This window comes from Amycolatopsis pigmentata, from assembly GCF_042684065.1.
Taxonomy (GTDB): Bacteria; Actinomycetota; Actinomycetes; order Mycobacteriales; family Pseudonocardiaceae; genus Amycolatopsis_E; species Amycolatopsis_E pigmentata.
The window spans coordinates 1-23518 of the sequence record NZ_JBHUKR010000013.1 but is presented as its reverse complement, the minus strand read 5'-3'; the positions used below and the strand labels follow the sequence as shown (position 1 = coordinate 23518).

Here is a 23518-nt window from a genome sequence, read left to right as displayed (position 1 = left end):
TGCCGGTCGTTACCAATCCGACCACAGCCACGGCCGAAACGGGTGTCTACAAGCAGATCGGCTGCGGACCGTCTCGACCTACTTTTGGTCGGATTGGTACCAGGCGGAGGGAACGCCGTCGCGGGAAAACCCGATTCCCCTGTCCGCACGGGAGGATTCCTCCCGCGGGTCGGTCCGCTATGTGTCCACTGTGGATAGAACACGAGGTTGGTTTACCTCGGGCAGTAACGGATAAAACTCGTCGCGATAATCCTCTTCCGCGTCGCGTGCGGTGAAATCACGAGCGGTCAGCATCAGGCCCAGACCACGGCCGAGCTGTCCGTCCTGGTCGGACGGACGCGCCGACGGGTCGCGGATCTCACCGGGAGGGGAAACCCGGACTTCCGGCGCGGTATCCGGCGCCTTCAACCCCAGTTCCTCCAGGCCGAGGCGGTCCACTTCGAGCAGGATCGGCTCGTCCCGGCCGGTGTGGATGGTGTCGTGCCAGTTCGCCGGCACCTTTTTTCCGTTGTAGAACGGGGTGATCCGCCAGCGCGGGGTGACTTCGACCAGGTAACGCGGCCCCTTCGGACGCTCACCGGCCGGATGACCCGCGTCCCCCTCGGTGGCCGCGCCGTGCTCGCGCGCGTAGGTGAAGTCGGCGGGCAGGTGAATGGCCTCGATACCCTGCATCGCGGTCCGGTAGATGGGTTGTTCGATCAACCCGCCCCGGGCGTCGGCGACGGTCGCCCAGTAGGGCGCGACGTTGATCGCGGATCCGGTCGTCGCGTCTTCCCGCTCGCGGCCGGTCCTGCTCAGCTCACCCTCGTCGATCACCTTGAGCAGCTTGCGGTTTGCGAGATTCGCACCGACGATCACGTGCCCGAGGCGGTCACCGAGCCCCTCGTTGACCTCGAAACCGATCTTGTGCCCACTCCGGGTGAAGACCTCGAGCAGGCGCCCGCGGAGCGTGCCGCTCCCGCCCTCCACGAACAGCTTGTGCGCGGTTTGCGGGCGTAGCACCGGCCGCCGGGGAGCCGTGGCGTCGTCGTGGTCACCGCGCACCAGTTTTTCCAGTGCCGCGTGGAGCTTGGGCGCGGCGAAGGGACGGACGTGGATGTCGGCCTTCGTGCGGCCCTTGTCGTCCTTGCTGAAACCGAACGGGACACCTCGCTCGGCCTGGTCGGCATGCCAGGTGCCGACCGCGTGCGCGATCGGCTTGACCGGCGCGCCGCCGTCCGTGACGGACTCGTCGACGGCCACCGTGGAACGGCCCGCGCCGGGCAGGGTGAACTTCGCCTGCCACGGTTCGCCGAACCGCCGGGGGGCCAGGGAAGGCCACGCGCGTTCCAGGAACTTCCCGTAGGTTCCGGGACGCGAGTACGGGTAGACGTCCATGGTCACGTCGAGATCGTGCAGGAACTGCACGGCATCGTGTTTCCCGGAACTCGCGCGGGTGCCCTCGCTTCGGTGCCGCGAACTCCCCGTGCTGTCCGAAACGTGCACCTCGACACCGCCGACCAGCAACCCGAGCGACCCTGGTCCCTTCGGCCCGTGTGCGCTGTAATAGCCGACCCCGACGTCGATGTCGGCCGTCCAGGTGTTCGTGATCTGGTCGCCGTCGGTCCGCGTCGCCTCGGTTTCCTGGGCCGTCGTGCGCCCTCCGATCCGCTGGTGGTAGCTGCCTTCGCCGGGTTCGGCGCGCAGCACGACGAGTTGCTCGACCTTGCCGAACACGGTCTGCCCCGTGACCACCACCGGCCATCCGCCGTTCAGCATGGCCGCGAGCGCCGGGTCGGATCCGGCGGAGGCCAGTTCAGGGCCCAGGACTTCCAGAAGCCGCTCGTTGATCTGATCGAACTTCTCGATCGACGGGGTCCGGTAGTCCTTGCCCTTCATTCCCGCCTTCGCCGCCTGGTCCCGCGACCAGGCGGCCAGCGCGTCGCCGATTTCCTTGGCCAGTTCGACAGGGGCGTTGAGGCGGTACCAGTCGAGTCTTCCCACGCCCCGGCCGACGTTCGCGGGCGGGCGGACCCGGGGCTCGTCCGGCTCGGGAACGGGTGCCTCGCGCTCGCGATGCGAGCCGACCGGATGACCGTCGATGCCTTGGCGGGCAAGGGAAGCTTCACCGGGCCGCTGACGCTCGCTCTGGTACCGGGTGGTCTCGGCGTCGTCCAGCTTGGCGAGGTCGTCCGCGGTGAGCACACCGACGCGATGGATCTCGCTCGCCGGGACCCACACCTGCACGGCGTCGCGGACCTGAGTCCACCTGGACTTCTCGTAGCGGGTTCCGTTGTGGCGGAAGCCGTAGAAGTCCTGCCACCGGCGGCGCGCCGAAGCGCCCAGGTCGTACCGGCCCCCGTAACTGACCAGGTAGCCCCGCTCGACATGGCTTTCCTCGCCCGTGTCACGGATACCGTCGCTGCTTTCCTCGTTCTTCGCACGGATGTACCGGGGGATGATCTCGGCGAAGGTCCCGCCCAGGAAGTACTTGCGCAGCGGCACGAAGTCGGCGACGTTGATCTTGGCCCGCAGCCCGCGCGACCTCCATTTCCCTTTCGCCGCGGTGGTCTTCATACCGGTCTTGCGCGTGAACACGTGCTCGTCGTCGCGGCCGACGATGTGCGGGTTGCCCAGCCGCAGCCGCAGGCCGAGCTCCCCGGTCAGTTCCCGGTGCCCGGCCAGGCCGCCGATGTTGTGCGTCTCCAGCCGCACCTTGTCCTCATACAGCGCGGTCCGCTGGAACGCCGCCATCCGCCTCGCCGGATGCGCGAACGCCTCCAGCGCGTCCAGCGCCGCGTCGTGTTCACCGCCGGTGGTCCGGGTCAGATCGTGCGTGCCGACGAACCGCGTGTCGTCGTGCTCGTCGAGGGCCTTCGGACGTCCGCCCACGAACGGCCACTTCAGCCACTCCTTCCAACGCGCCGACCGCGGCATCTCCAGCAACGCGGCCGCCGTGGAGGCGAGCTTCGGCACCGGCTTCATCCCCGCCAGTTCGTACCCGGGCGGCAGATCGCCTGGACGCATTCGCGTTTCCGGCTCGCCCGGGGCGTGCCAGTCGTCGGCGGGCACCTCGCCCAGCACGTCGCCGTCACGCCCGGCGTGCGCGGGCGCGGACACGTCGACGTGCCCGCGCACCGTGCTCTCCGCGGTATGCGACCTGCCGTCCGCTTCGGCCTCGCCACGCCAGTACCGCAGCCGCGCCGGTTCCGACCATCTCCCGTCGGTGCGTACCTCGAAGGCGGCCGGATACCGGTAACCGTGCGTTTCTCGTTCGGAGTCCAGCCGCTGCTCATGCGTGAATTCCCGGGTGATCGCCTCGTCCCGGCCGGAACCGTGCTTGTAGGTGAACTGGCTGCCGGCGAACTTGGCGTCTTCGGCACGCACGTCGTATCCGGAAACCACCACGCCCGCGGACACGTGGTGGGTCTTTCCGTGCCCCACGCCGCTCTCGTGGCTGCCGGTGACGGTACCGCCGGTCCGCTCGCCCTCGCGCGGCCCTTGGTAGGCCGCGTGTGACCGGTCCATGATGCCCCGCACGAAGATGTCGGGCGCGCCGTGGTGCCACGAACTGACCGGCACCCGGATCCCGTCGCCGCCGTTGGCCAGTTCGCGGGCGTTGTCCTTCAAGAACCCGCTGATCCGCCGCGCCAGGCCCGGCAGTTCGGAGGTGCGGATCTTCGCTTTCCGGCCGATGAACAGCATTCGCTTGACCGGGCCACGGCGCGCGGCGATCACGCCCTCGGCGTTCAGGCGGTGCAACAGCCGCCCGGTGATGTCGTTCGCGACCTCGTCCGGCAGTTCGTAACGGGCATCCACGCGGTCGGGCACCTCGTGCCGTCCGGCTCCCGCCGGGTCGTGCTCGGGCGGCGTTCCCCGCTCCATGTCCTTTGTGGATACTCGGGCGGGCTCGCCTGCCTCCGCGCGCAGGGCGTCGAACCGCCTGGCGAAGTCCGACCAGAACTGCTCGCCGAAGTCGGCCGCCTGTTCGCGGACGGGCGGCAACCAGTCGGCCGCCGCCAGTTCCGGCGCCCGGCGAGGAGCGAACCGGACCACCGTGGGCGACGTTGCCCCTGCCTCGGTGGGACGGTCGCCGGACGGGGATTTCCCGTCACCGTCGTTGGGCAACAACGCGGCGATCCGGTCGTAGTCGGCGTCAGCAAGTGGTCTGCCGTCCGGATGGCGAACGTCGAAGACATGGTGGCCGTTGGCCGTGCCCGCCCGGGTGACGTCGATGACCACGTTTTCGTCGTCGGCCACCGTGCGCAATCGCCGCTGAGCGTCCTCGCCGAGGTGATAACGGCGTTCGATCTCACGGGGGCCGGGCGATTTCCCGCGTGTCCACAAGGTGGCCGTACCGTCCACAGTGAACCGTCGCGCCGGGTCACGGTCCGCCTCGCCCACCCCCACCACGAACGAGATGTCCGACCGGTGCGCGGTGAGCGGTCCGGTATAGGTCTGCCGGGTCTGATGCGAGGCCGCCGTGGTGGCCGAATCCGTCCGGTTGGTGGCGCGGTAGTCGATCCCCATCGGGCCGGCCGCGGCGCCGGTCACCCCGGTGATGTCACCGGCCTGGATCATGGCGCCGGCGCCCCGCCGCCGGGTCTGCGAGACGCTGGACATGGTGGTGACGGCGGTCTCCTCGCCGTGTTCGGCCGTGCCCTCGCCCTCCCGGATCGGCCGGGCCGACGGTCTCGACCCGTCGTCGTCGCGGCCGCGCAGGCCGATGAAGATCGTCTTTTTCCCGCCGTGGAAGGAAAAGGTCTCCTTCGCTACCTCACCTCCGAACAACCCGGCGGCCCGGTCCGCCAGGGAGGGCAGCCAGTCGTCGCGGAAACGCCTGGCTTCGGGATCGTTGTGGGCGAAACCACCGAGGCTTTCGGACACGTCGTGGTAGACGCGGCCCAGCCCGGAGAACTCGCCGTGTTCGATGGCCCTCGGGTCGACCGGCTCCGGCTCGCCGGGATGCTCTTCCGGCCAGGCCAGCGTGACGTGGTTGTCGGCGTAGAAGACCTGGTGGACAGGCTTGCTCCACGGCCACTTGCGTTTCGGCGTGATCGTGATCTTGTAGGTCGCGCGGTGTTCGGACTCCGAGGCCGCGACCCCGGGCTCGGTGACCCGGGTCGTATGGGTCTGGGATCGGGCCGCGTTGATGGCCGAGCCCAGGCGATTGATCATGCCGACCAGCGTGCCCCGCACGATCACGTGCGGAGTGGGAATCCGGACCCAGGCCGGTTCGGTCAGCTCGGGCGCGTTCTCGGTGGACGAGGAGATTCCGGCGCCGGGACGGGAGGTCTCCGCGCCGAGGTCGGCCTTCGTGTCCGTGGCGGGCCCGTCCGAACTCAGTTTCACGAGCGTGACCCGGATTTCCGGGCCGCCCTGGTGTGCGCGCTCGGCGAGGTTGGTGATGAAGCGGTCATCGGTTGCCCGCGAGAAGTTCTTCTCCAGGTTCTCGTCCGAGAACGCCAGTTCGATCAGCTTGTGCCACGGCGAATCCGCTCCCCCGGTCCCCTTGACCACGGCGGCGCGGATGTTGGCCCATCCACGCCCACCGACGAGCTTCGGCCGTTGCGCGCGTGCCCTCTCGACGGTAGTCCGGGGAGACTCGTCCCGGGGCCCGCCGGAGGACTCCGGCGCTGGATCCGGGGCGTTTTCCTCGATGTCCGGGGGCAGTTCCTCCAGTTTGCCCGCCGCGAAGGCTGCCCTCGCGACGGCCGCGTCATGGCGAACCAGCTCTGCCTCGGAGACGCCTCGGTCCCAGGCGTCGTAACGCGCCTGCATCGCGTCGTGCAGCGCGATCTCTTCCGCCGAGGCGGCTTCCCGGTCGAAAGTGTCGAGTTTGGTGATCGCGCCGACCAACCGCGCCATCGCCGTCTCGGGATGAACGTCGGATCGCGAACCGGTGAGCTGGCTGAAGACCGCCTCGTCGAACTCCCGCCGGGCGCGCTTGACCTCGTTCAGCGCAGCGAACATCTCGGCCAGTCCATGATCACCGTCGTCCGCCTCGCGGGACGGCGCGACCAGGCCGGTGTCTTGGGCGCGACGCAACGCGACGGCGATCTCGTCCGCCGAATATCCGCCCTTGAACAGCCTCGCGGGCACGATCGCGGGTTCGAATCCCTGCTCCAGCAGGAGCCGCTGAAGCATCACGTGCACGCCGGCACGCCGGTTGCCGTCCTCGAACAGATGCGTGATCAGCAGGTTCCGCACGGCCCGTCCGAGGGCCCGTAACCGCTCGTGCTCGGTGCCCGCGTGCTCCAGGTCGTCGTAATAGGTGTCCAAAATGGAGTCCGCCAGGCTCGGCGCCTCGGCCTTCGTGTACGCCGTCCGGAGCACCGGCTGACCGGACTTCCCCTCGTACCGGGTCAGCACCGTCAGCGGAGCCAGCGCCGCGCGCGCCTCGGCGTCCATCGCGACGTAGACGTGGTCCTCCACCATGAGCGGGCGCCCGCCCACCTTCTCGGCCAGCACCTCCGGATGCGGCCGGTCGGCCTGCAACGGGTGCGCCGTCGACGAAATCGCCGAGCCGGTGACCGCCCCGCTCCAATCGAGCTTCTTGCCGATGTGCCCGGTCACGAGCTCGTGCATGCGTTTGTAGTCGGCCGAAGTCAGCCTGCGCGTACCGAGATCGGGTGCGTCCAGGAACTCCCGGTAGGCATCGACCAGGCCCTGCCGGAAACCCGGTGAGCGCTGGGTGTCGTACAGCGCGCCAGGATCGTCCGGCAGTTTCCGCTGCGCCTCGGCGTGGTGCCGTGGGTCCAGGAACAACCGCCACCACTCCGATTCGGGCAGTTTCGGCGAAAGCCTCGGCGATCCCGGAGTCGCGGATCGCGAGGCCTGCCCGGCTTCCGGCGACCACACCGGCGGTGGCGGGGAAAGGTGCGCACCTCCGGGCTGCTCGCCGGCGATGCGGATTCCCGTGACGGCCGAAGGAACCACCGGCGCGGGCTCGGCGTGGCGTGGGCGGTCCACGGCCGGCGCGGTGAGCATGACCCACAACTGGCCGGACACTTCGGGGCGCCCGGAGAACTTCTGGCCGTCGATGTAGTGGACCTTGCCGTCGTCCGGATTGAGGTGGGCGTTGAAGGGGTGCCCGAACTTGCCTTGTCCCTTCACGGTCAGCACGACCGCGTGCGCGTTGGAGTCGCGGCCTTCTCCGAGCATCCTTCGTTCGAGTTCGTCGAGGCTGTCGACTCGCTGGAATCTCGCCGGACGGCCGGGCACGCCGAAGTTCCGCTGGAAATAGTCCTCCAGCTCCGAGGCGTGCCGGAGCCGGTCGCGATCGAGGTGCGGTGCCGCCTGGTGGGTCCGGCCGGTCATGATCGTCAGGAAGGTCTGAATCACCGCGGACAGGCAGTTCGTCCGGTATTCGAGTCTGCCACTGTCGTAGTTCGCCTTGTTCACCCCGCGCACCGGTTCGTACCGCGCGGGCAGGCCCTCGCGGGCATCGGAACCGGTGTCGTGCGGGGAGGCATGATCACCAGGGCCACCGGTGTCGTGCGGGGCCGCATGCTCGCCAGGGTCGCGTGGGGCGGTGGCCGGCGAGGGCTCCTCGTCGGCGAATCTCACCCGGCGACGGCCCTTCGGGCGCGGCGGACGGTGATCCCCGGACTGTTCGCCCTTCCGCGAGTCCGACGGGACCTCGTTCCTCAGCGCGGCGAGCTTCGCGGACAGGTCCTGCAGCTCGATCTCGACGGCCTCGTGCTGGGCCAGGGTCGCGGCCCGCTCGGCGGTCCGCTGCCGCAGGCCCGCTTCGGCGAGCGTCGCGCGCAGATCGTCTCCCCGCACGTCCGCGACCTTGGCCGTGGCGCGTTCCAGCAACCGGTTCTGCGTCTCCACCGCGGACGCGAGCTTGCCCGCCTTCGCGCTCGTTTCGGTGATCTTCGCGCTGACCGCGGCGACCGGGTCCTCGTCCTCCGGATCACGCCGCGACTCGTGCGTCGCGTCCCAGGAGTACTTGCGCGCGACCGCCGCGTCGTAGCGGCGTTTGGCCTGCCACCACGCCTCCTCCGCCTCGCGGAGGTCCTCATCGGCCTGCAGGCGCTCGTCGACGGCGTCGGCGAACGCGTCGCGCAGCCGGGCATCGGGTTCGCTCAGCGGGCGGTCGAGCGCCGCGGCCAACTCCTCCCGCAGCTCCCTCGCCTCGATGTCAGCCTCGACGGACCGCCTCAGGGCGGCGTCACGGTCGGCCTCGAGGACGGACACACCGGCACTGCCCTTGTGCTCCGCCCGGGCCAGCGCGCGTTCGACCTTGTGGACCACCTTGCGGGCCTTGTCGGCGCGCTGGTCCGCCTTCTCGATCCGCTCCGGCAGTCTGTCGATGACCTTGTCGATCTTCTCCTGTTCCGCGGCCGCCTTGTCCTCGGCCAGATCGAGCGCTCGCCGCGCCCGCCGGGCCGCGTGTTCGCGGCCTCGCCGCGTGAGCTCGGCCGCCGTCCACTCTTTGCCTTTGTCGTGCAGGTCCTTCGCCGCGTCCTTCAGCGAGGACGGCAGGACATCGCCGGTCAGCTCTTCGGCGATGTCGTTCCGCATGCGCAGGCTCAGGGCGTCCCGCACGAGGAACCGGCGGCCGCCGAGGAAGGTGTCCGGCGCGTCCGCCCGGGCGGCGACGACCGACCATTCGATGTCGGCGAGCCGCAGCTGGGAAAGCTCGTCGGTCTTCGCGTCGAGATTTTCCTTGCTGAGAGGGTACTTCGCCGAGTGGTCCCGCCGGGTGCCGGCCGCGGTCAGCTTCGCCGAGGACGGCGCCAGGACTGCTCGCGTCTCGGTCAGCGTGTTGACCAGGTTGCTCTGCCCCGGTTGCCGGTGCCCCCGGGAGTTGGCGCCCTCCGGATGGAGCGTGCCGGCCACGAAGGGAAGGTCGGGCCGGTTGGCTTCGAGGGTGTTGCCGCTCTGGACCTCCGAGGTCGACTTGTCCTTCACCCCGATGCTCCCGTCGACCTTGGTACCGCCGAGGGCGGCGAACCGCGAGCCGTGCAGGCGAGCGTGGAACTCCAGGATCCGGTTTCCCTTGATCGGCAGAGGAATCCTCAGGCCCTCTTCCAGGATCACCTGCCGTCGCGCCTTGATCAGTGACGACGTGACGGCCGCGTCGAGTGCCCGCTCCATGCCGGAGTCCGCCAGCCGTTCCGGTTCGCCGGTCCTCCGGTCACGGACGACGTCGACGCCCGAGTCGCCCAGCGCGGCGCGGGCGGCCTTCTTCAGCTCCTCCAGATCACCGAGATAGTGCTCGACGAACAAACTCCGCTCGTCCGGCAGCTTCGGCGTCGGTGTTCCGTCGGCGCGGAACGCGCGCCAACGGTCGAGTCCCGCGCGGCGCAACTCCCTCCGGGGAATACGCCGGTGCCCCTCGGCGAATCCGAGGTGATCGCGCTGCGGCTCGGGGAACGACACGTCCGGCGACTGGGTGACCGTCGTATCCCTGGTCACCGTGGCGGAGGCGTAGGAGGTGCCGTGCCGCGTGATGCTCGCGGTGATGGCGAACTTCCCCCGGTACGCGGCGACCGGTCCGGAGATCTCCCCGGAGTTCTGGCCGTCCTCGGTGTGGAGCTCTTCCTTCTGCCTGTTCCTGGTGCCGAACAAGGCCTGGACGCTTTGCCCCAAACCGAAAGCGCCCATGGGCGGCCCCTGCCCCTCGGTGGGCTTCGGTTCGTCCGGTCCGTAGTGATTGACCTTGTGCAGGCGGAACAGACCGCGGAGGGTGCCGGTCAGGTTCGCCAGTACCCGGCCACGCTGGCGCGTCGAGGTTTCCGACGTCTTGGACGAGTTGGCGACCTTGTACTTGTCGCCGTGCTCGATGCCGTGGAACTTCGCGTCGGTCAACTTCGCCGAGAGTGTGAGGTCGTAGGTCTCGCCGTTGGCCCAGTTCTCCAGCCGGATCGGGTCCGCCCTCCGGCCGTTGAGCAGGTGATGCATCGCCCGGTTGACGTCGGAGAGGAAAGCCCTGGCCTCGCGGTGGTTGTCGTTTCCCCGTTCCACCAGATGCGGGGGCAGCAACCGGTGCGCGGCCTCCTTGCCGAGACTGGCCTTCAGCTGGTCCCGCAGATCGCCGACCAGGTGCGCCAGGTCGATGCGCTCACGCACGCCACCGAGCCCCAGCGACGGCTTCGCCGCGCCACCGTCGCCCTCACGCAACGACGCGGGCACGGGCAAGGTCCGCTCCGGATGCTCCTCTCGCGCCGGGTGCACGGGGAAAGCACCGTCCTCGTCGAGAAGGTGGTCGAGGTCGTGCCCGAACAGCATCTCCCACGTGTCGCGGTCGCCCCGGAGGGTTTCGCGATCTTCGTGGGACAACGCGGCATAGACCTGCTCGCGGGTCAGCCAGACCTTCATGGGAACGGTGATCTCGCCCCGCAGGCGGGCCGGTTTGGCCTTGTCCCAGCCGAACTTGTACCACTTCGTGTGCTCCACCTGTGCCGCGGCTTCGACCTTGACCGCCAAATGGGTGAGGATCCGGGGCTCCGGCAGGCCGCCCGCGGTGAAGCGCTCGGTGGACTCCAGCCCGGTTTCGGCGGTGCGATTGCTGGTCATCCCGAACGTGGAGAGGTTCACCACGATCGACGCGAAACCACCGGTCACCGTCTTCCCGCCCGGACCGTCGGTACCGAGCACGGGGTTGCCCTGCCCGCTCGGGGACAGCACGAACACCGTCTGGAAGCGGCCTCCCTTGCCTTTCCCGCCTGCCTGTTTCGTCCCGCTGGTGGCCGACTGCTCGGTGACGATCTGCTGGTACTCGCCGTCCGTGGTGTAGAGCCGCTCCACCGTGGGACGGAAGCTCAGCTCCACCGAGGCGCCGACCTTGTCCATCCGGCGGTCATGGTCCAGACCTTCCACCAGCTTGGTCCGGCTGAACAGGGCCGGATCGTTGGCGAGTGCCTCGGGCGAGAGATGGTGGGTGATGGCCTCGGTGATCTTGTGCGGTTCGAACGCGAAGATCGGGTCTTCGGGCTTTTCCGGCGTCTGCTTCGACACCTTGGCCAGCAGGGTCTTGACCATGTGCTGAAGCTTGTCGACACCGCCGATGCTCACGACCTCCACGTCGTCGAAGACGTGCGGGGCGGGCTCCAGCGGCTCGGGACCGGCGGGGCGGGCGGTGGCCGGATCGAACGGCGCGAGGCGTTCCGGCGGATCGGGCGGGGTGTCCCGCGTCAGCGCCTCCGGAATCGTGAAGCGCACCGGCATTTTCCGGGTCAGCTGTTCCGGCGGGATGTTCGCGGTGACGTCCACCAGCTTCGGCACATGCAGTCCCGGCCTGCCGAACATGAACTTCCGGGCGCCGCGGTTCTCCTTGGCGGACGCCAGCACCGTCATCTCCACGGACATGGTCCCGGCGAACCGGCGCATCGCCGCGTCACCCAGTTTGCCCTCCGCGGTGAGGCCCTCACCCCGCTTGATGTCGACCTTGTTGCCCGAGGTGTGCACGACGGCCGAGGATTTCGCCCCGGTCTTGGTCAGCTGTGGCCCGGTGACGAAGGACAGCCCCAGATTCCTGGTGGCGCCCACGAACACGCGGACCTGGGGCAGCCCCAGGGAGGTCAGCCAGTCACCGGTCCGGCCGGTCGTCGCGGTGTGGGTCTCCTTCAGGCGCACGGTCCGGGCCTGGTCCTTGGCCTGGACCGGATCCCCGTCACGGAGATCGGAAAGGGTGCCCTTGAGGGTGACCTGGTACCGGTAGTTGTGCAGCAGTCCCTTGCGCTTGAGGACGATCTTGAGCCCGTCCTTGCTCCCGATCATCTTCATCAGGGCGGAGATCTCCGGCCCGGACAGCCTCTGGCGCAACTCACCCTCGCGCGAGAGCATGTCCGCGATCTTGGGCGTGAGGCCCTTGGCCAGCTTGGGATCGTCGAAACTCCGGATGAAATCGCTGGTGCTCCACCACCGCCGCAGTTCCGGCGGGATCTTCCGCAACAGGGGCACGAGCGTTTCGTACGCCCATGCCTGGTCCTCCGGGGAAATGTCTTCGACACGGCCGGGCAGGTCCCCGTCGTGCTCCATCTCGGCGGGACCCCAGGCCGCGCGGTCCTCACCTGAGCGATAGACATCCGGCACGAAGCCGCGGTCCGCACGCGCCCCCAGATCCCGTTTCCGCGTATCCAGATGAGCGGTGACCGCGCCCGCCACCGGTTCGCCCCGCATCCCGACCGGCCGTACCTGGAGCTCGTAGACCACCTGATAACGGGTGCTGTCCTCGGTACCGGAGACGGCGTCCTTCCTCGCGACCACCCGGCTCAGCGAGCGCCCGTGCGAGGTTCCCCGGCTGGCACCGAACGCGCCCCCCACCATCACGGTGGTGGCCGTCCCGGTGTCCCAGCCGAAGCCGCCGAAGACGTCCAATCCCGGCCTGCGGCTGAGCTTCTTGTCGTCGGTGACCTCGATGTGCGTCCGGCTCGTGTCCGTGATCTTCCGTTCGGCGGTCGTGCCGACCTGGTACCACCTGGGCACCAGGCGCGCCTCGAGCTGGGTGGCGCGGGTGAAGAATTCGATACCGCGCGCGTTGCGTCCCTTGTAGAGCGGATGGGAGCGGATCCAGCCCGCGTGCCGGGGTGGGTCGGGTTTCGACACCGCCATCTCGTGATGGCGCAGGGTGAGGTTGTCCGGGCTGAGGAAGTTCCGCAAGAACTCCCTGCCGTGCGAACCGATGGCGAGGGCCTTGGCGTACCGGTCGCCGTACTGCTTCCCCAGCCGTTCGGCGATCTGGTCGAAGGGATCCTTGCCGTCCGGGGAATCGTGCACCACCACGGCTTCCACGCCGTAGCCGCGAGGCAGTTCGTCACCGGGCCTGAGCCGGTGGATCCCCTGTGCCGCGAGCTTGGCTTCGTCGGCCAGCTTGACCTGCCCGACCCGGCCGTCGCGCGCGTAAGAGAGCACGGCCGGAGCCGGGTCCTCGGCCACCGCCAGTTCGAGCGGGACCTTCACCCGCACCTGACCGGTCTCGGTGATCCGGCCGTGTGAGTCGGTGTGCGGCGAAGTCACCACCCGGCCGTGCTCGTCGAACAGGGTGGCGGTGACCTTCAACGGCACCTCGACGATGTGCGCCTTGCCGAGTTCGACGTCGAAGGACCTGCCGTACTCGCCGGCCAGGCCGGTGTCGTGCTGCCGGTCCGGAGCGACCGGGACGCGCGGAGTGAACCCGGCCACCGGCCCGGGAATACCGGCGTTGGAAAAGGAGGTGGCGAAGGTGCGGTCGAACTGGGTGGTGTGCTTGACCGAGACCTTCGTCTTCTCCTTCGACTTCGCGGTCTTGGCGTCGTTTTCCGCCGCCGCCAGCGGCTCCAGCCGCGACCAGTCCGCCTCGGTCTTGAGCAGAAGCTCGTACTTCTTGCCCTTCCGGGTGGTGACCGTCAACCGTTCGCCCTTGCCGGCGAACTTCAGCGGGCTGGTGTCCAGTAGCCGCTGAACCGGCGCGCGCCGGAGGTCCGTGGTTCCCGCGCCGACGTCCGGAAGTTTCTTCCAGCCCGCCACCCCGGGCGCGATCTTGCGAAGCATTCCCGTGACCGAGACCTGTTTCGTGGTCTCGACGAGTTCCACCGGGCCCTTGCCACCGAACCGGTTTTCCCGGACGTAGGAGGGCAGGTGCTTCACGATGTAATCGGCGGTGCGTTCCTCCTCGTCCGGTACCGGTTCCCGTTCCGGCGTGGGTTCCGCGGCGAGTTCTTCCCGGAGGGCGTCGACGCGGCGCTGCTCGACCGCGGGATCCACGGGCTCGTGCGCTCGCGAAGACTCCGCCTTCGGCGCCGGGGAAGGGTCATCGAAGAAGGAGTCGATCCGGTCAAGCCCGCCGGGCGGTCGTTCCACCGCCGTTCGCCGGACGGGAGCCTTCCCTTTGACGGTGGTGGGACCCAGGTGCACCGGTTCTCGCAGATCCAGCCGGGCGGGCGCCTTCCCGGGCACGGGCAGGGTGTAGGACGACGGCGTCACCGATCCGTCCGGCCAGTGCCGCATCCAGCCCAGGCCCTGATCGGCCATCGCACCGGGCCGCTCCGGCACCAACGGCCTGCCATCGCCGGTCAGCGCCAGCCGTCCCACCCGCGCGGCCGGGCCGTCCCCCTCCATCCCCAGCCACAGCAAGGCCTCCGGCCGGTCGACCGGCGTGTTCAACTGGGAACTCAGCCACCCCGCGAACTCCGCGACCTCCGGGGAATAACAGGCGAACAGCCGGATCGGCTCACCCTGCCAGCCGGCATCGACCATCGCCTGGGTCACCGCTGCCCGGTCGATGGGACCATGAACGGTCAGGACGACCCCGAACATCCCGTCTTCCTGCGGCAGCCAGCGGACCGCCCGCGCCACCGGGGAATCCCGGTCCCCCACCAGAATCCCGGCCGGAACGCGCACCGTGTCGGCCGGACCGGCATGCGCCTGCGCCGCCGGCGGTGCCGTACGGGCCGGATACGAGGTCAATTCGAACGTGGCGGTGCCCGAACGCCGCCCGACGGAATCGTCGGCGATTTTCAGCCCCAGCGAGTCCGCTGTCACCGAACGGTCGCCGCCCCGCGCCGAGGCGATCTCGTCGTTGATCAGATCCCGGATCATCCAGGCCACCGCACGATTTCCGCCCCGGGCCTCGTGGCGTGTCCTCCCGGCAGTATCGGAGTATCCGTAGGTCAACATCAATTCGAAGGGCGGAAGGCCCGCACCGTGACGCAGCAACAACGCGGGCACCAGCGTCTCCCGGATCCGCTGCCGCAACGGGGGCAGGTCCGGTTCGAAGATCGCGCCACCACCCTCCCTGACCCTGCCGCTCCACTCGGAAGTCACCGTTCCCGGGTAGTCCACGGTCACCTCGGGAACAGGCGGAACTTCGGCTCGGCTGTGGGACGACGGTGCGGCAGCGGTGTCGGCCACCAGCGACGCGGGGTGACCGGCGTTGCTGTGTTTTTCGGGCGGTGGTATCCGCACCTCCGGCATCAACTCGTCCACACTCGGAAGCCCGCGTACTCCGCGAGCCTCCAGGCTCTTGAGCGCGGAGCCGATGGACGAACGCACGAGATCGGTCAGGTAGTTCGACCGTTCCCCGTGCTCCTTCCCGGTCTCGCGGTGGAACCCGGTGATCCTGAACGACACCGGGTTCATCCGTTGCCGCCGGGTGCCCGGGGGCGCCGACAAGGCCGCCAGTTCCGCCTTGTTTTCGATCATCGCCCGCAGCCGGTTCTCGTCCGCCACCGGCAACCGTGTCGCGTGCGGTGCGAAACGCAGTTTGTCGTCCCGTGTCCGTTGCCGGTAATCGGCCATCCGCAAACCCGGATCGGCATGGCGCTCCAGCACGAACGTATGCGGAATCGGCTCGGTGCGCGCCACCGCCCGCATGTCGGTCGTAATGCCGAACCCCAGCGATTTCGTGGTCACCACCGGATTGCCGCCCTGCAAACGCGTGAGTTCCGCGTCGAGCGCCCCGGTGAACGTCCGGACGATCACGTCACGGCGGTCCAGCACCATTTGCGTCTTGTTCAGCCCGCTGCCCTTCGGGTAGTAGAAGGTCAGCCAGTAGTCGAACGACTCACGCGCCTCGAGCCCGCGCCGCAGCAACTCCGGCGCCACCTCGATCGCCTTCGCCACCAGAAGGTCCCTGTCCGCGGCGACCAATCTCGTCGTGCGACCGTCGAAATTGCCCTCCCAGTGTTTTTCGGGAGCGGCCGGTGCGGGGATCGCGGCCGCCGACGGCTCCGGCACCACCGGACCGCCATCGTCCGCCAGTGCCATCGGACGCGCGGGCTCCTCGGTCCGCGGCTCCCTGCCCGCGCGGCCGCGGCCGGAGGTAGGCGGTTTCCGCCGCGACGAAGCCGTCTCGTCGCGAGGCCGTGCTCGCCTCCGTCCCCGCGCCCGCGCCTCGTCCGCCGCCTCCGCCCGTGCCGGGGGAATCGGCGCTGGAGCGCGCGTACCGGGAGGAGGGGGAGTCACGTCGTACAAGTCGTCGAACGGACGAGGCACCTCTTCCTCGGGCCGCGCGGTCGGCTCGACACCGCTCATCGGCTCCGCACCGCGGTTCACCTCACCGGGGTTCACCTCACCAGGTGCGTCACCGATCCGGAAGTTGTCCCAGTCGAAGTCGTCCAGCCAATCGAGACCGGGCACCGGAGCCTGTCGTTGTGCGGCTTCGGCGGCGGCACGACCTTCCTCCGGGACGGGTGGACCCGGGATCGACTTCAACTCGACATGGGTAACGCCGGGAGTGATCCGATAATCCGGGACGATCTCCAAGCCGAGCGAAGCAAGGGTCACCGGGTCGGCCGTTTTCCCCGTGAGCGCGGTCAATTCCTCATCGATGACCGTTCGCACCGCCCGCTCGGCCGCCGCGGGAGTCCCACGATTCACCATCGTGCGCCGCAGACTCTGGGAGGTGTAGTGGACGACAAGGGCGAGTTTGAAGGGCTCTCCTCCCGCCGTCCGGCGCAACAACAGCGCCGGCAACACGGACTCCCGCAGTCGCTTCCGCAGCTCCTCCACGGCCGTCGTGCGGAAATTGTCCGTGCCGTCCTCGAAGCGCCCCTTCCACTCGGTTTTTTCCGAATCTCCGGGGTAGTCCACGGTGACCTGGGAGGCAATCGGTATCTCGGCGTTGGTTTCCACCAGCAACGAGGAATTGCGGCTGAAATCGTAATGAGCTTCCGGCTCGGGTATCAACAGAATCGGCCTGAAAAACTCGGTGGACAGAAGTCCACGCACGCCACGCGCCCGCAGACCCGCCAGCACCGACGCCACCGCCGAGTCCGCCACCGCCTCCAGCGCCTTCACCCTGCCCTGGTGAACCTCGGCTTTCTCCTTCGCCCAGCCTTCTATCGCCAACCGCATCGGGGGCACGAACGGCTCGCCCGCGCGCCACGCCCGCCACGCTTCGCCCTGGATCATCCACCGCAACCGGTCCTCATGCGCCTTCGGCAACTTCGTGGCATGCTGGTCGAATTCGAGCTTCACCGACCTGAGCCGCCGGTAGTGCTCGCTCGGCAATCCCGGATCGGAATGACTCCACAGAGCGAACTTGTTTTCCAGGCCGGAGTATTGAGCCACCTTCCGCACGTCGGTGGTCACGGCGAACCGCAACGAATCCACCGTTATCGACGGTCGTCCGCCCTGCAGTTCGGAAAGCGCCCGGCCGAGCTCGTCGGAGAAGATCTTGGCAGCGACCTCGTGCCGCTTCGCGGTAAGCTTCGGAAGCAACTTGTTGTAATGATAGATGATCCGGTAGTCGGGCATTTCGATGCCCCGGCGCGCACGGTCCAGTATGTCCGGCGCCGCCGCACGTGCCTGCGCACGCAAGGCCGCTTCGTCATCGGGATGCAGTACATCACCGTTCGTCTCGCCATACTTACCCGAGTGGAATTTGCCCACCCACTTCATGACCGGCTTTTCCACCACGGGCTCGGCGGCGTCCGTAAGGTGACCCGGCTCGGGGCCGGCCGCCGTGGAGTGATCGACGGGCGGGGGCCCAGCCGTGTCGTCGTGTACCGGCACGGAACCGCCTTCGGGCTCGTAGGCGATCCAATCGGTCACGGCCGGGGGGCGCCTCGCGCCGTGGGGGCCGTCGTGGACCGGTGCCGGATGACCTTGGGGGCGCTCAGGGGGCTCGTAGGCGATCCAATCGAGGACGGTGCCTGGGGCTCGATCCCGGTCGCCACCGGACGGTTCGTCAGGCCGTGGCGGATTGTTCCGCCTCGGCGGCGCGTTTGCCGGGGTGTGCATCGCGTCATACGGAGAGCCGTCGGCCGGCGTGGCACGGTCGGAACGCGGAGGGGGCTGATAGGCCCGGATGCTGTCACCGGCTCGGAGGGTCATCTCGTCGAGCTTGGCGACGTTGGACGGGGTGAGGAACAGGTCCCGCTTGGGGCCCATGATTCCCCCCTCGTCCTCCCGGTTCAGGAGGAGCTCGGAGTCCTTGTATCCCTCACCCAGTCCGGAGAAATGGAACACCTCGTGCAAAGCGTCCCGGACGTCACCGATCGGCCACCGCACCTGATCGGCCCGTCCCCGCTCCTGAGTGGCCGGGTCCACCACGTCCACCGGCACATTACGAGACCCGTCGGTGTCCCAGCCACGGGCGCCACGATCCGGGGTCGCCGCGTCGATCCGGAAATACGGCTGGTCGCCATTGGCGAACCGGTTCGCCGGAACATTGAAATGCTGGTCCAGAGCCCGCTGCACCTCCTCAGCCCACTCCCGCCGCGCCGCGGCGTCCACCGTTCCCTTCTTCGACACCAGATCGAGCGGTACCGAAATCTCCCGTACGACCTGACCCGGACGAACCTCTCCCCGGCGCACGTCGAACCGGATTTGGGTGATCCGCCCTTCCAGCCGGCCGCCCTGGGAACGCCCGCTGCCTGCCGGATCGAAACGCTCCGCGTGATACCGCGACACCGGCAGCGAGTCCCGCATGGCCTGCCACTCCGCCAAGGGAATCGAAGACGGGCCGTCGTGCGCGGCGGAACCGGCGGACGCCGCATCGTGTTCGGCGGCGGGAGCGGGGTTCCGATCGAAAGTGCCGTGTGAGTCCGGGAGCGGCGCGTTGGCGGGGGCGTGCATCGCGTCGTAAGGCCCGTCGTCCACATCGGACATTTCCTCGTCATCGCTGTCGCGAGGGTTCTCTTCCACGCCGGACATCGATTCGTCGTCACTTTCGTGGAAACTCTCGTCATCCGACATCGGCGCGTCGGCGTGGTCCGTGGACTCCTCCCGGGCGAGCGCGAGTGCTTCTTCGACATCCGCCGTGCCGGTGTGGAAAGGCTCCCGGCCCGGAGCGAGCGCCACCCATTCGGGCCTGCCGTGCTCGGAGTGCAGTTCGATCCGGCCGTTGTGCAGCCGGACCTGGTCCGTGGTCGCCAAGACCGGAGCCTGGAGCTTGTCGACGACGGCGGGCGCGAGTCTGTCGAGCCCACCGGAGACGGCGAGGATCGCCCGTCCCTTCGGGTCGGCGTCCAGGTCGTCGTGGAGCGCGTTCGTCAGCATGGAACGCTTGTGCAGGACCTCGGCGAAGTCGTCCAGTGGCACCTCGCGGCCGTCCCACATCATGACGTGGTCGCCCTTGTCCGTGAGCGTGGCGGCAAGCACCTCGGCGCCCTCGAACCAGGGCTGCGCCATCGCCGTCGCGACCACGTTCCGCACGGAGTCTTCCGGTACCGGGAACAGCCATCCGCGTCCGAAAGGGCCGACGACCATCGGCGCGCGCAGGAGTTCGTCGTTGTGCCCGTCGTCGCGCCACGGAGCGGTCGCGGCGAACTTCTGCACGACCAGTTCCTGCGTCGCCGGGTTCAGCGGCAGCAGTTCCAGGAAGTCCATCAGTTTGGCGAGCTGATCATCCGGATGTTCGTCCGGATTGCTCCGGATCAGCAGATCGGGGTCGGCCATGAGCTGGTCGAGCCGGCGGTGGATGGCCGGATTCCGGGCCGCCTCCACCATCGCGGCGGTCAGTTCCGCGTGCGCCTGCCAGGTCGCCGGATCCAGACTGGAGGCCCACCACCGGAACTCCAGCCGGTCATTCTTCCCGCCCTCCACCGATCCGAAATAGAGTGCGTCCTCTTTCCCGGTGTCCAGCATGGACACGTCGTCATGCGACTCGATCTGCCGTGGGTCGGGAGGAAGCGGGTTGGGCCCGACGACATTCAGTTTGCGGTGCCCCGGCGCGGTGACGTGGTGGTTGCCCAACCGGTAGAGCGTGGCCTCGAACGCCTTGTTGAGCTGCGCCAGCCGGGCATACTCGTGTGGTTTGAGGTTCTCGTCGAAACTGATGTTGACGTGTCCACCGACTTTGTCGGCCGTAGGCCGTTCACCGCTCTCGCTCCGATGCTCACGGATGATGTCCAGCAATCCCCCGGCGTTCCGCCACATTGGCCCGCCACCCCGGGGAATCGAAGACACGAGCTCCACACCGTACTCGTGGGCACGCTCTTTGATCATCTTCCATTTGCCGTCCGGGGCCGCGTACTCCTTGTCCTCGAACTTGGCGCCGTTGCGCCATTCGATATAGCCTTCGCGCTCCAGTTTCCGCCCCAGGTCGTGGAGCGTGTGATCGAACCCGTTGGCAGGCAACTGCAATTCGACCTCCAGGCCGAACTTCGCGTCCGGCCTGCTGCTCACCCCGCCCGGGACGCCGTCGGGATGGAAGGTGAGGGGATTTTCGCCGCGCTCGACCTTGGCGAGCGCGATGTCCCGCACGCGGGTCATCGCGTTCAACCGCGCCGTGCGGACCTGCCCGATGAGCCCGTGAAGGCTGGACAACCGGCCGGCGAGTTCCGCGGGGGTCACCTGGAGGTGAGGCAGTCCTGCCGCGAACGACGACATCGCCGGCATTCGCTCCCGCAACTGGGGCGCGAAATCGGGGGGCAACGTCGCGAGATGCCGTTCCAGCAAGGCGATCCCGTCGGACAAATCCGCCTTCAGCCGGGGGATGTCCACGGGCCCGGCAACCGGAACCGGGCCGCCACCGGGGCCGGGCGGCCGGTCCGGGCCGGACGGGCCGCCAGGCCTCGGCGGATCGTCCGGCTTGGGCGGCGCGTTCGCCGGGGTGTGCATCGCGTCGTACGGGCCGTCGTTGACCACCGTGGGGGGATCGGCGGGCCGGGGCGGCCGGTAGGCACGGATGCCCTCACCGGCCTGAAGGCTGAGTTCATCGAGCTTGGCCAGGCTGGACGGGGCGAGGAACAGGTCCCGATCGGGGCCCATGATCCCCGGTTCGTCTTTCCGGTTGAGCATGAGCTCGGGATCTTTGTAGCCCTCGCCCAAGCCATAGAAATGGAACAACTCGTGCAACGCGTCGTTGAGGTCACCGATGGGCCACCGCACCTGATCGGCCCGTCCCGGCCCCTCCTTGGCCGGATCGACCACTTCCACCGGCACATTGCGGTTGCCGTCGACGTCCCAGCCATGGTCGGCACCGTTCGGGGTCGCCGCGTCGATCCGGAAATAGGGCTGGTCGCCATTGGCGAACCGGTTGGCCGGAACGTTGAAATACTTGTCCAGAGCCCGCTGCAACGTCTCGGCCCACTCGCGCCGCGTCCCGGCATCGACGTTTCCGTCCTTGGACACCAGGTCGATCGGTGCCGCGATCTCCCGCACCCACTGGCCCGGACGAACCTCGCCCCGACGCACATCGAACCGGATCTGCGTGATCCGCCCCTGCAGCCGCGTACCTCCGGATTCCGCGTTCTTGGCCGGATCGAAACGCTCCGCGTGATAGCGCGAAACCGGCACCGAATCGCGGATCGCGTGCCATTCCGACAACGGAACGAACGATGGCGCGTCGTCCCGCGCGCCCGGCACCTCGTTTCCATGATGCGGCCCGCCGACCCCCTCGGGCCCGCCGGCCGCCAGGTGCGCGGCCGCCAGTGCCGCCGCCGCGTCCTGGGGAGTGGGGCCGTCGGCCGGTTTGCCCGTCTGGTGCCGCCGGTCACCGCCCGGGGCCTGCCGCGCCGGACCGCGACCGTCGGGTCCGTCGACCGAACGCGGAGGTTCGAGGCGTGCCGCCGCGGAACCGTCCGTCCGCTGGTCACCTCCGGGCCGTCCCGAATCCGGGCGGCCGTTGGCCGCAACGTCGTTCCGGACGGGTGGGCGGTGCCCGGAAGGCGGTTCCGACTCGACGTGGTGAGGTGGCGCGGGACGCGGGCCTCCTCCCTCCGTACGCGGTGGCATGACGGAGTCCGCGGGCCTGCCACCGCGGTCCGCCTCCCCATTCGCCGCCACCGGTGACGCGGCAGAGGACGCGGGTGGTGACGGGAGCGCGGACGACGAGGGCGTGGTTGAGGACACGGACGAGGTGCGCGGCGGAGTTGGGTCACCGGTGGGCAAGGGCGTGCTCTCGGCCTCCGGCGATGGGGCGGAAGCTCGCGACGACGGCGTCGGATCCGTCGCACGCGGAACCGTGACCTGCGGCGCGGCCGGACGTGGCTCGACCGGGGTGGTGACCGAAGACGGGCCCTGCCGCACCCCGTTGGTGACTTGCGACGCCGGGGCAGGTTGCGCGGGCACGGCGGGGCGAGGGGGAGCACTCGCCGGGGTGGCGCCGTTCCGGGAAGATTCCGCCTGCGGACGGTCGGGGTTCACCGACGGCGGGGACGGAGCTTCCGCACGCGGACGGTCAGGAGGCACCGACGGCGAGGACGACGGCTCCGCTGGGGGACGGTCGGAGGTCACCGGCGGGGACGACGGCTCCGTCCGGGGGCGATCGGAACTCACCGATGGCGGGGACGACAGGGCGGGCCCACCTCGCGCTGGAACCCCCGCGGTCGTCGACGGCACCGAGGACGCCGTGGGCACCGGCCGCTGCGTCACCTCCTGATGACTATCCACAACAGACTGTCCAGCCCGGTCCTGCACCCCGGAGGAAGTGGTCGGCCGACCCGGTGGGTTCGCGGCCGCGGCCGGGCTCGCCGCTCCCGCGGGATTCGCGGCCGCGGCCGGATTCGCGGGCGCGGTCCGGTTCGACGGCACAGCCGTGTCCGCCCCCGCGGGATTCACCGGCACAGTGGAACGCGTTGGTACAGCAGGGTTCTCAGCCGCAGCGGAGTGCGGTGAAGCAACAGAGTTCACCGGCACAGCGGAATGCGTTGGCACGGCCGGACGCACCGTCTGCTGCGGAATCGAGAGGTCATTCCCATGGCCATCAGCGGGCGGGGCGGTCTCGGCCACCTGGCCCGTATGCTCGACCGTCGGCCGCCCGCCGCTGTTGGTCTCACCGAGCAGGAAATCGTGCGCGTCACGTGTGCCGGTGCCGGTCGTGCCCTGGGCGACGGCGTGCGCTGGATTTCCCGCAGTGGCGGTGTGTTCGCCGCCCGATGTGGGCGTCACGCTGGTTTCCGGTCGACCCCCGGCTTCGGGACCAGACACCACCGTCACCGGACGCGCGATCTCCCCGGCGCCCACCCCCGACGGCGCCGCGAACAACACCCCCATCCGCCGACCGCCGACATCCCCCGCTCCCGACACCTCGTCGCCACGGCCAACGCCACCACCGGCCACGCCATCGGCCACCCCATGACCGGAACCGGCCGAAGCCCCCGCCCCGCTCCCGGCCTGCTCCTGCTGATGGCCATGCGACCCACCGTGAACCTGTTCACCGGCCTGCGCCAGTTCACCGGCCTGGCTCCGCGTACCGACCGGGCTTTCCCCGCGATGTTCCCCGTGCTGACCTTCCTGGACCTGTTGGCCTGCCTGGGTTTGCCGGCCCTGCCCGGTTCGGCTCTGGTCTTGCCGACCCTGTTGCCCGGGCTGGACTTGCTGGCCTTGCTGGCCGACCTCGCTTGGCTGACCTCGCTGCCCTACCTCGACATGCTGGCCCTGCTGGCCGACCTCGACATGCTGGCCCTGCTGGCCGACCTGGTTTTGCTGGTTCTGTTGCCCGGTCTGGGCTTGCTGGTTCTGATGCCCGGTTTCCAGGGGCTCAACAGGCTGCTGCTGGGACTGGTCAAGAGGAAGGAACGACTTGTGCCCCTCCGGCACCTCCCGCGAATACGGAGGCGGCGCCTCACCCCACTGCCCACCACCACCATGCTCACCACCGTGCTCACCGCCGCCATGCTCACCCAACCCCGGCAACTTCCCCCCACCCGCCACATCA

Annotated in this window: 3 protein-coding genes; 2 read left to right on the top strand and 1 reads right to left on the bottom strand. The window is 69.0% G+C overall.

Translation table 11 applies throughout. The features are described from left to right. Nucleotides 1-177: 177 nt before the first annotated feature. Nucleotides 178-21594: a hypothetical protein gene (locus tag ACFSXZ_RS25155; protein ID WP_378267647.1), complete on the bottom strand. Its 21417-nt coding sequence runs from the start codon at nt 21592-21594 to the stop codon at nt 178-180. Between ACFSXZ_RS25155 and ACFSXZ_RS25150 the strand changes: the two genes are divergently transcribed. Continuing rightward, nucleotides 21593-22240, top strand: a complete 648-nt coding sequence (locus ACFSXZ_RS25150) for a hypothetical protein (RefSeq protein WP_378267646.1) — start codon at nt 21593-21595, stop codon at nt 22238-22240. The genes ACFSXZ_RS25155 and ACFSXZ_RS25150 overlap by 2 nt on opposite strands. Nucleotides 22241-22557: 317 nt before the next feature. Beyond that, nucleotides 22558-23518, top strand: a 961-nt coding sequence (locus ACFSXZ_RS25145) for a hypothetical protein (RefSeq protein ID WP_378267645.1), incomplete at its 3' end; no start/stop codon positions are given.

Bases quoted from the DNA above. Each gene is read 5' to 3' on its own strand.
- ACFSXZ_RS25150 (WP_378267646.1), top strand. From the start codon at position 21,593: ATGACGGAGTCCGCGGGCCTGCCACCGCGGTCCGCCTCCCCATTCGCC.
- ACFSXZ_RS25155 (WP_378267647.1), bottom strand. From the start codon at position 21,594: ATGCCACCGCGTACGGAGGGAGGAGGCCCGCGTCCCGCGCCACCTCAC.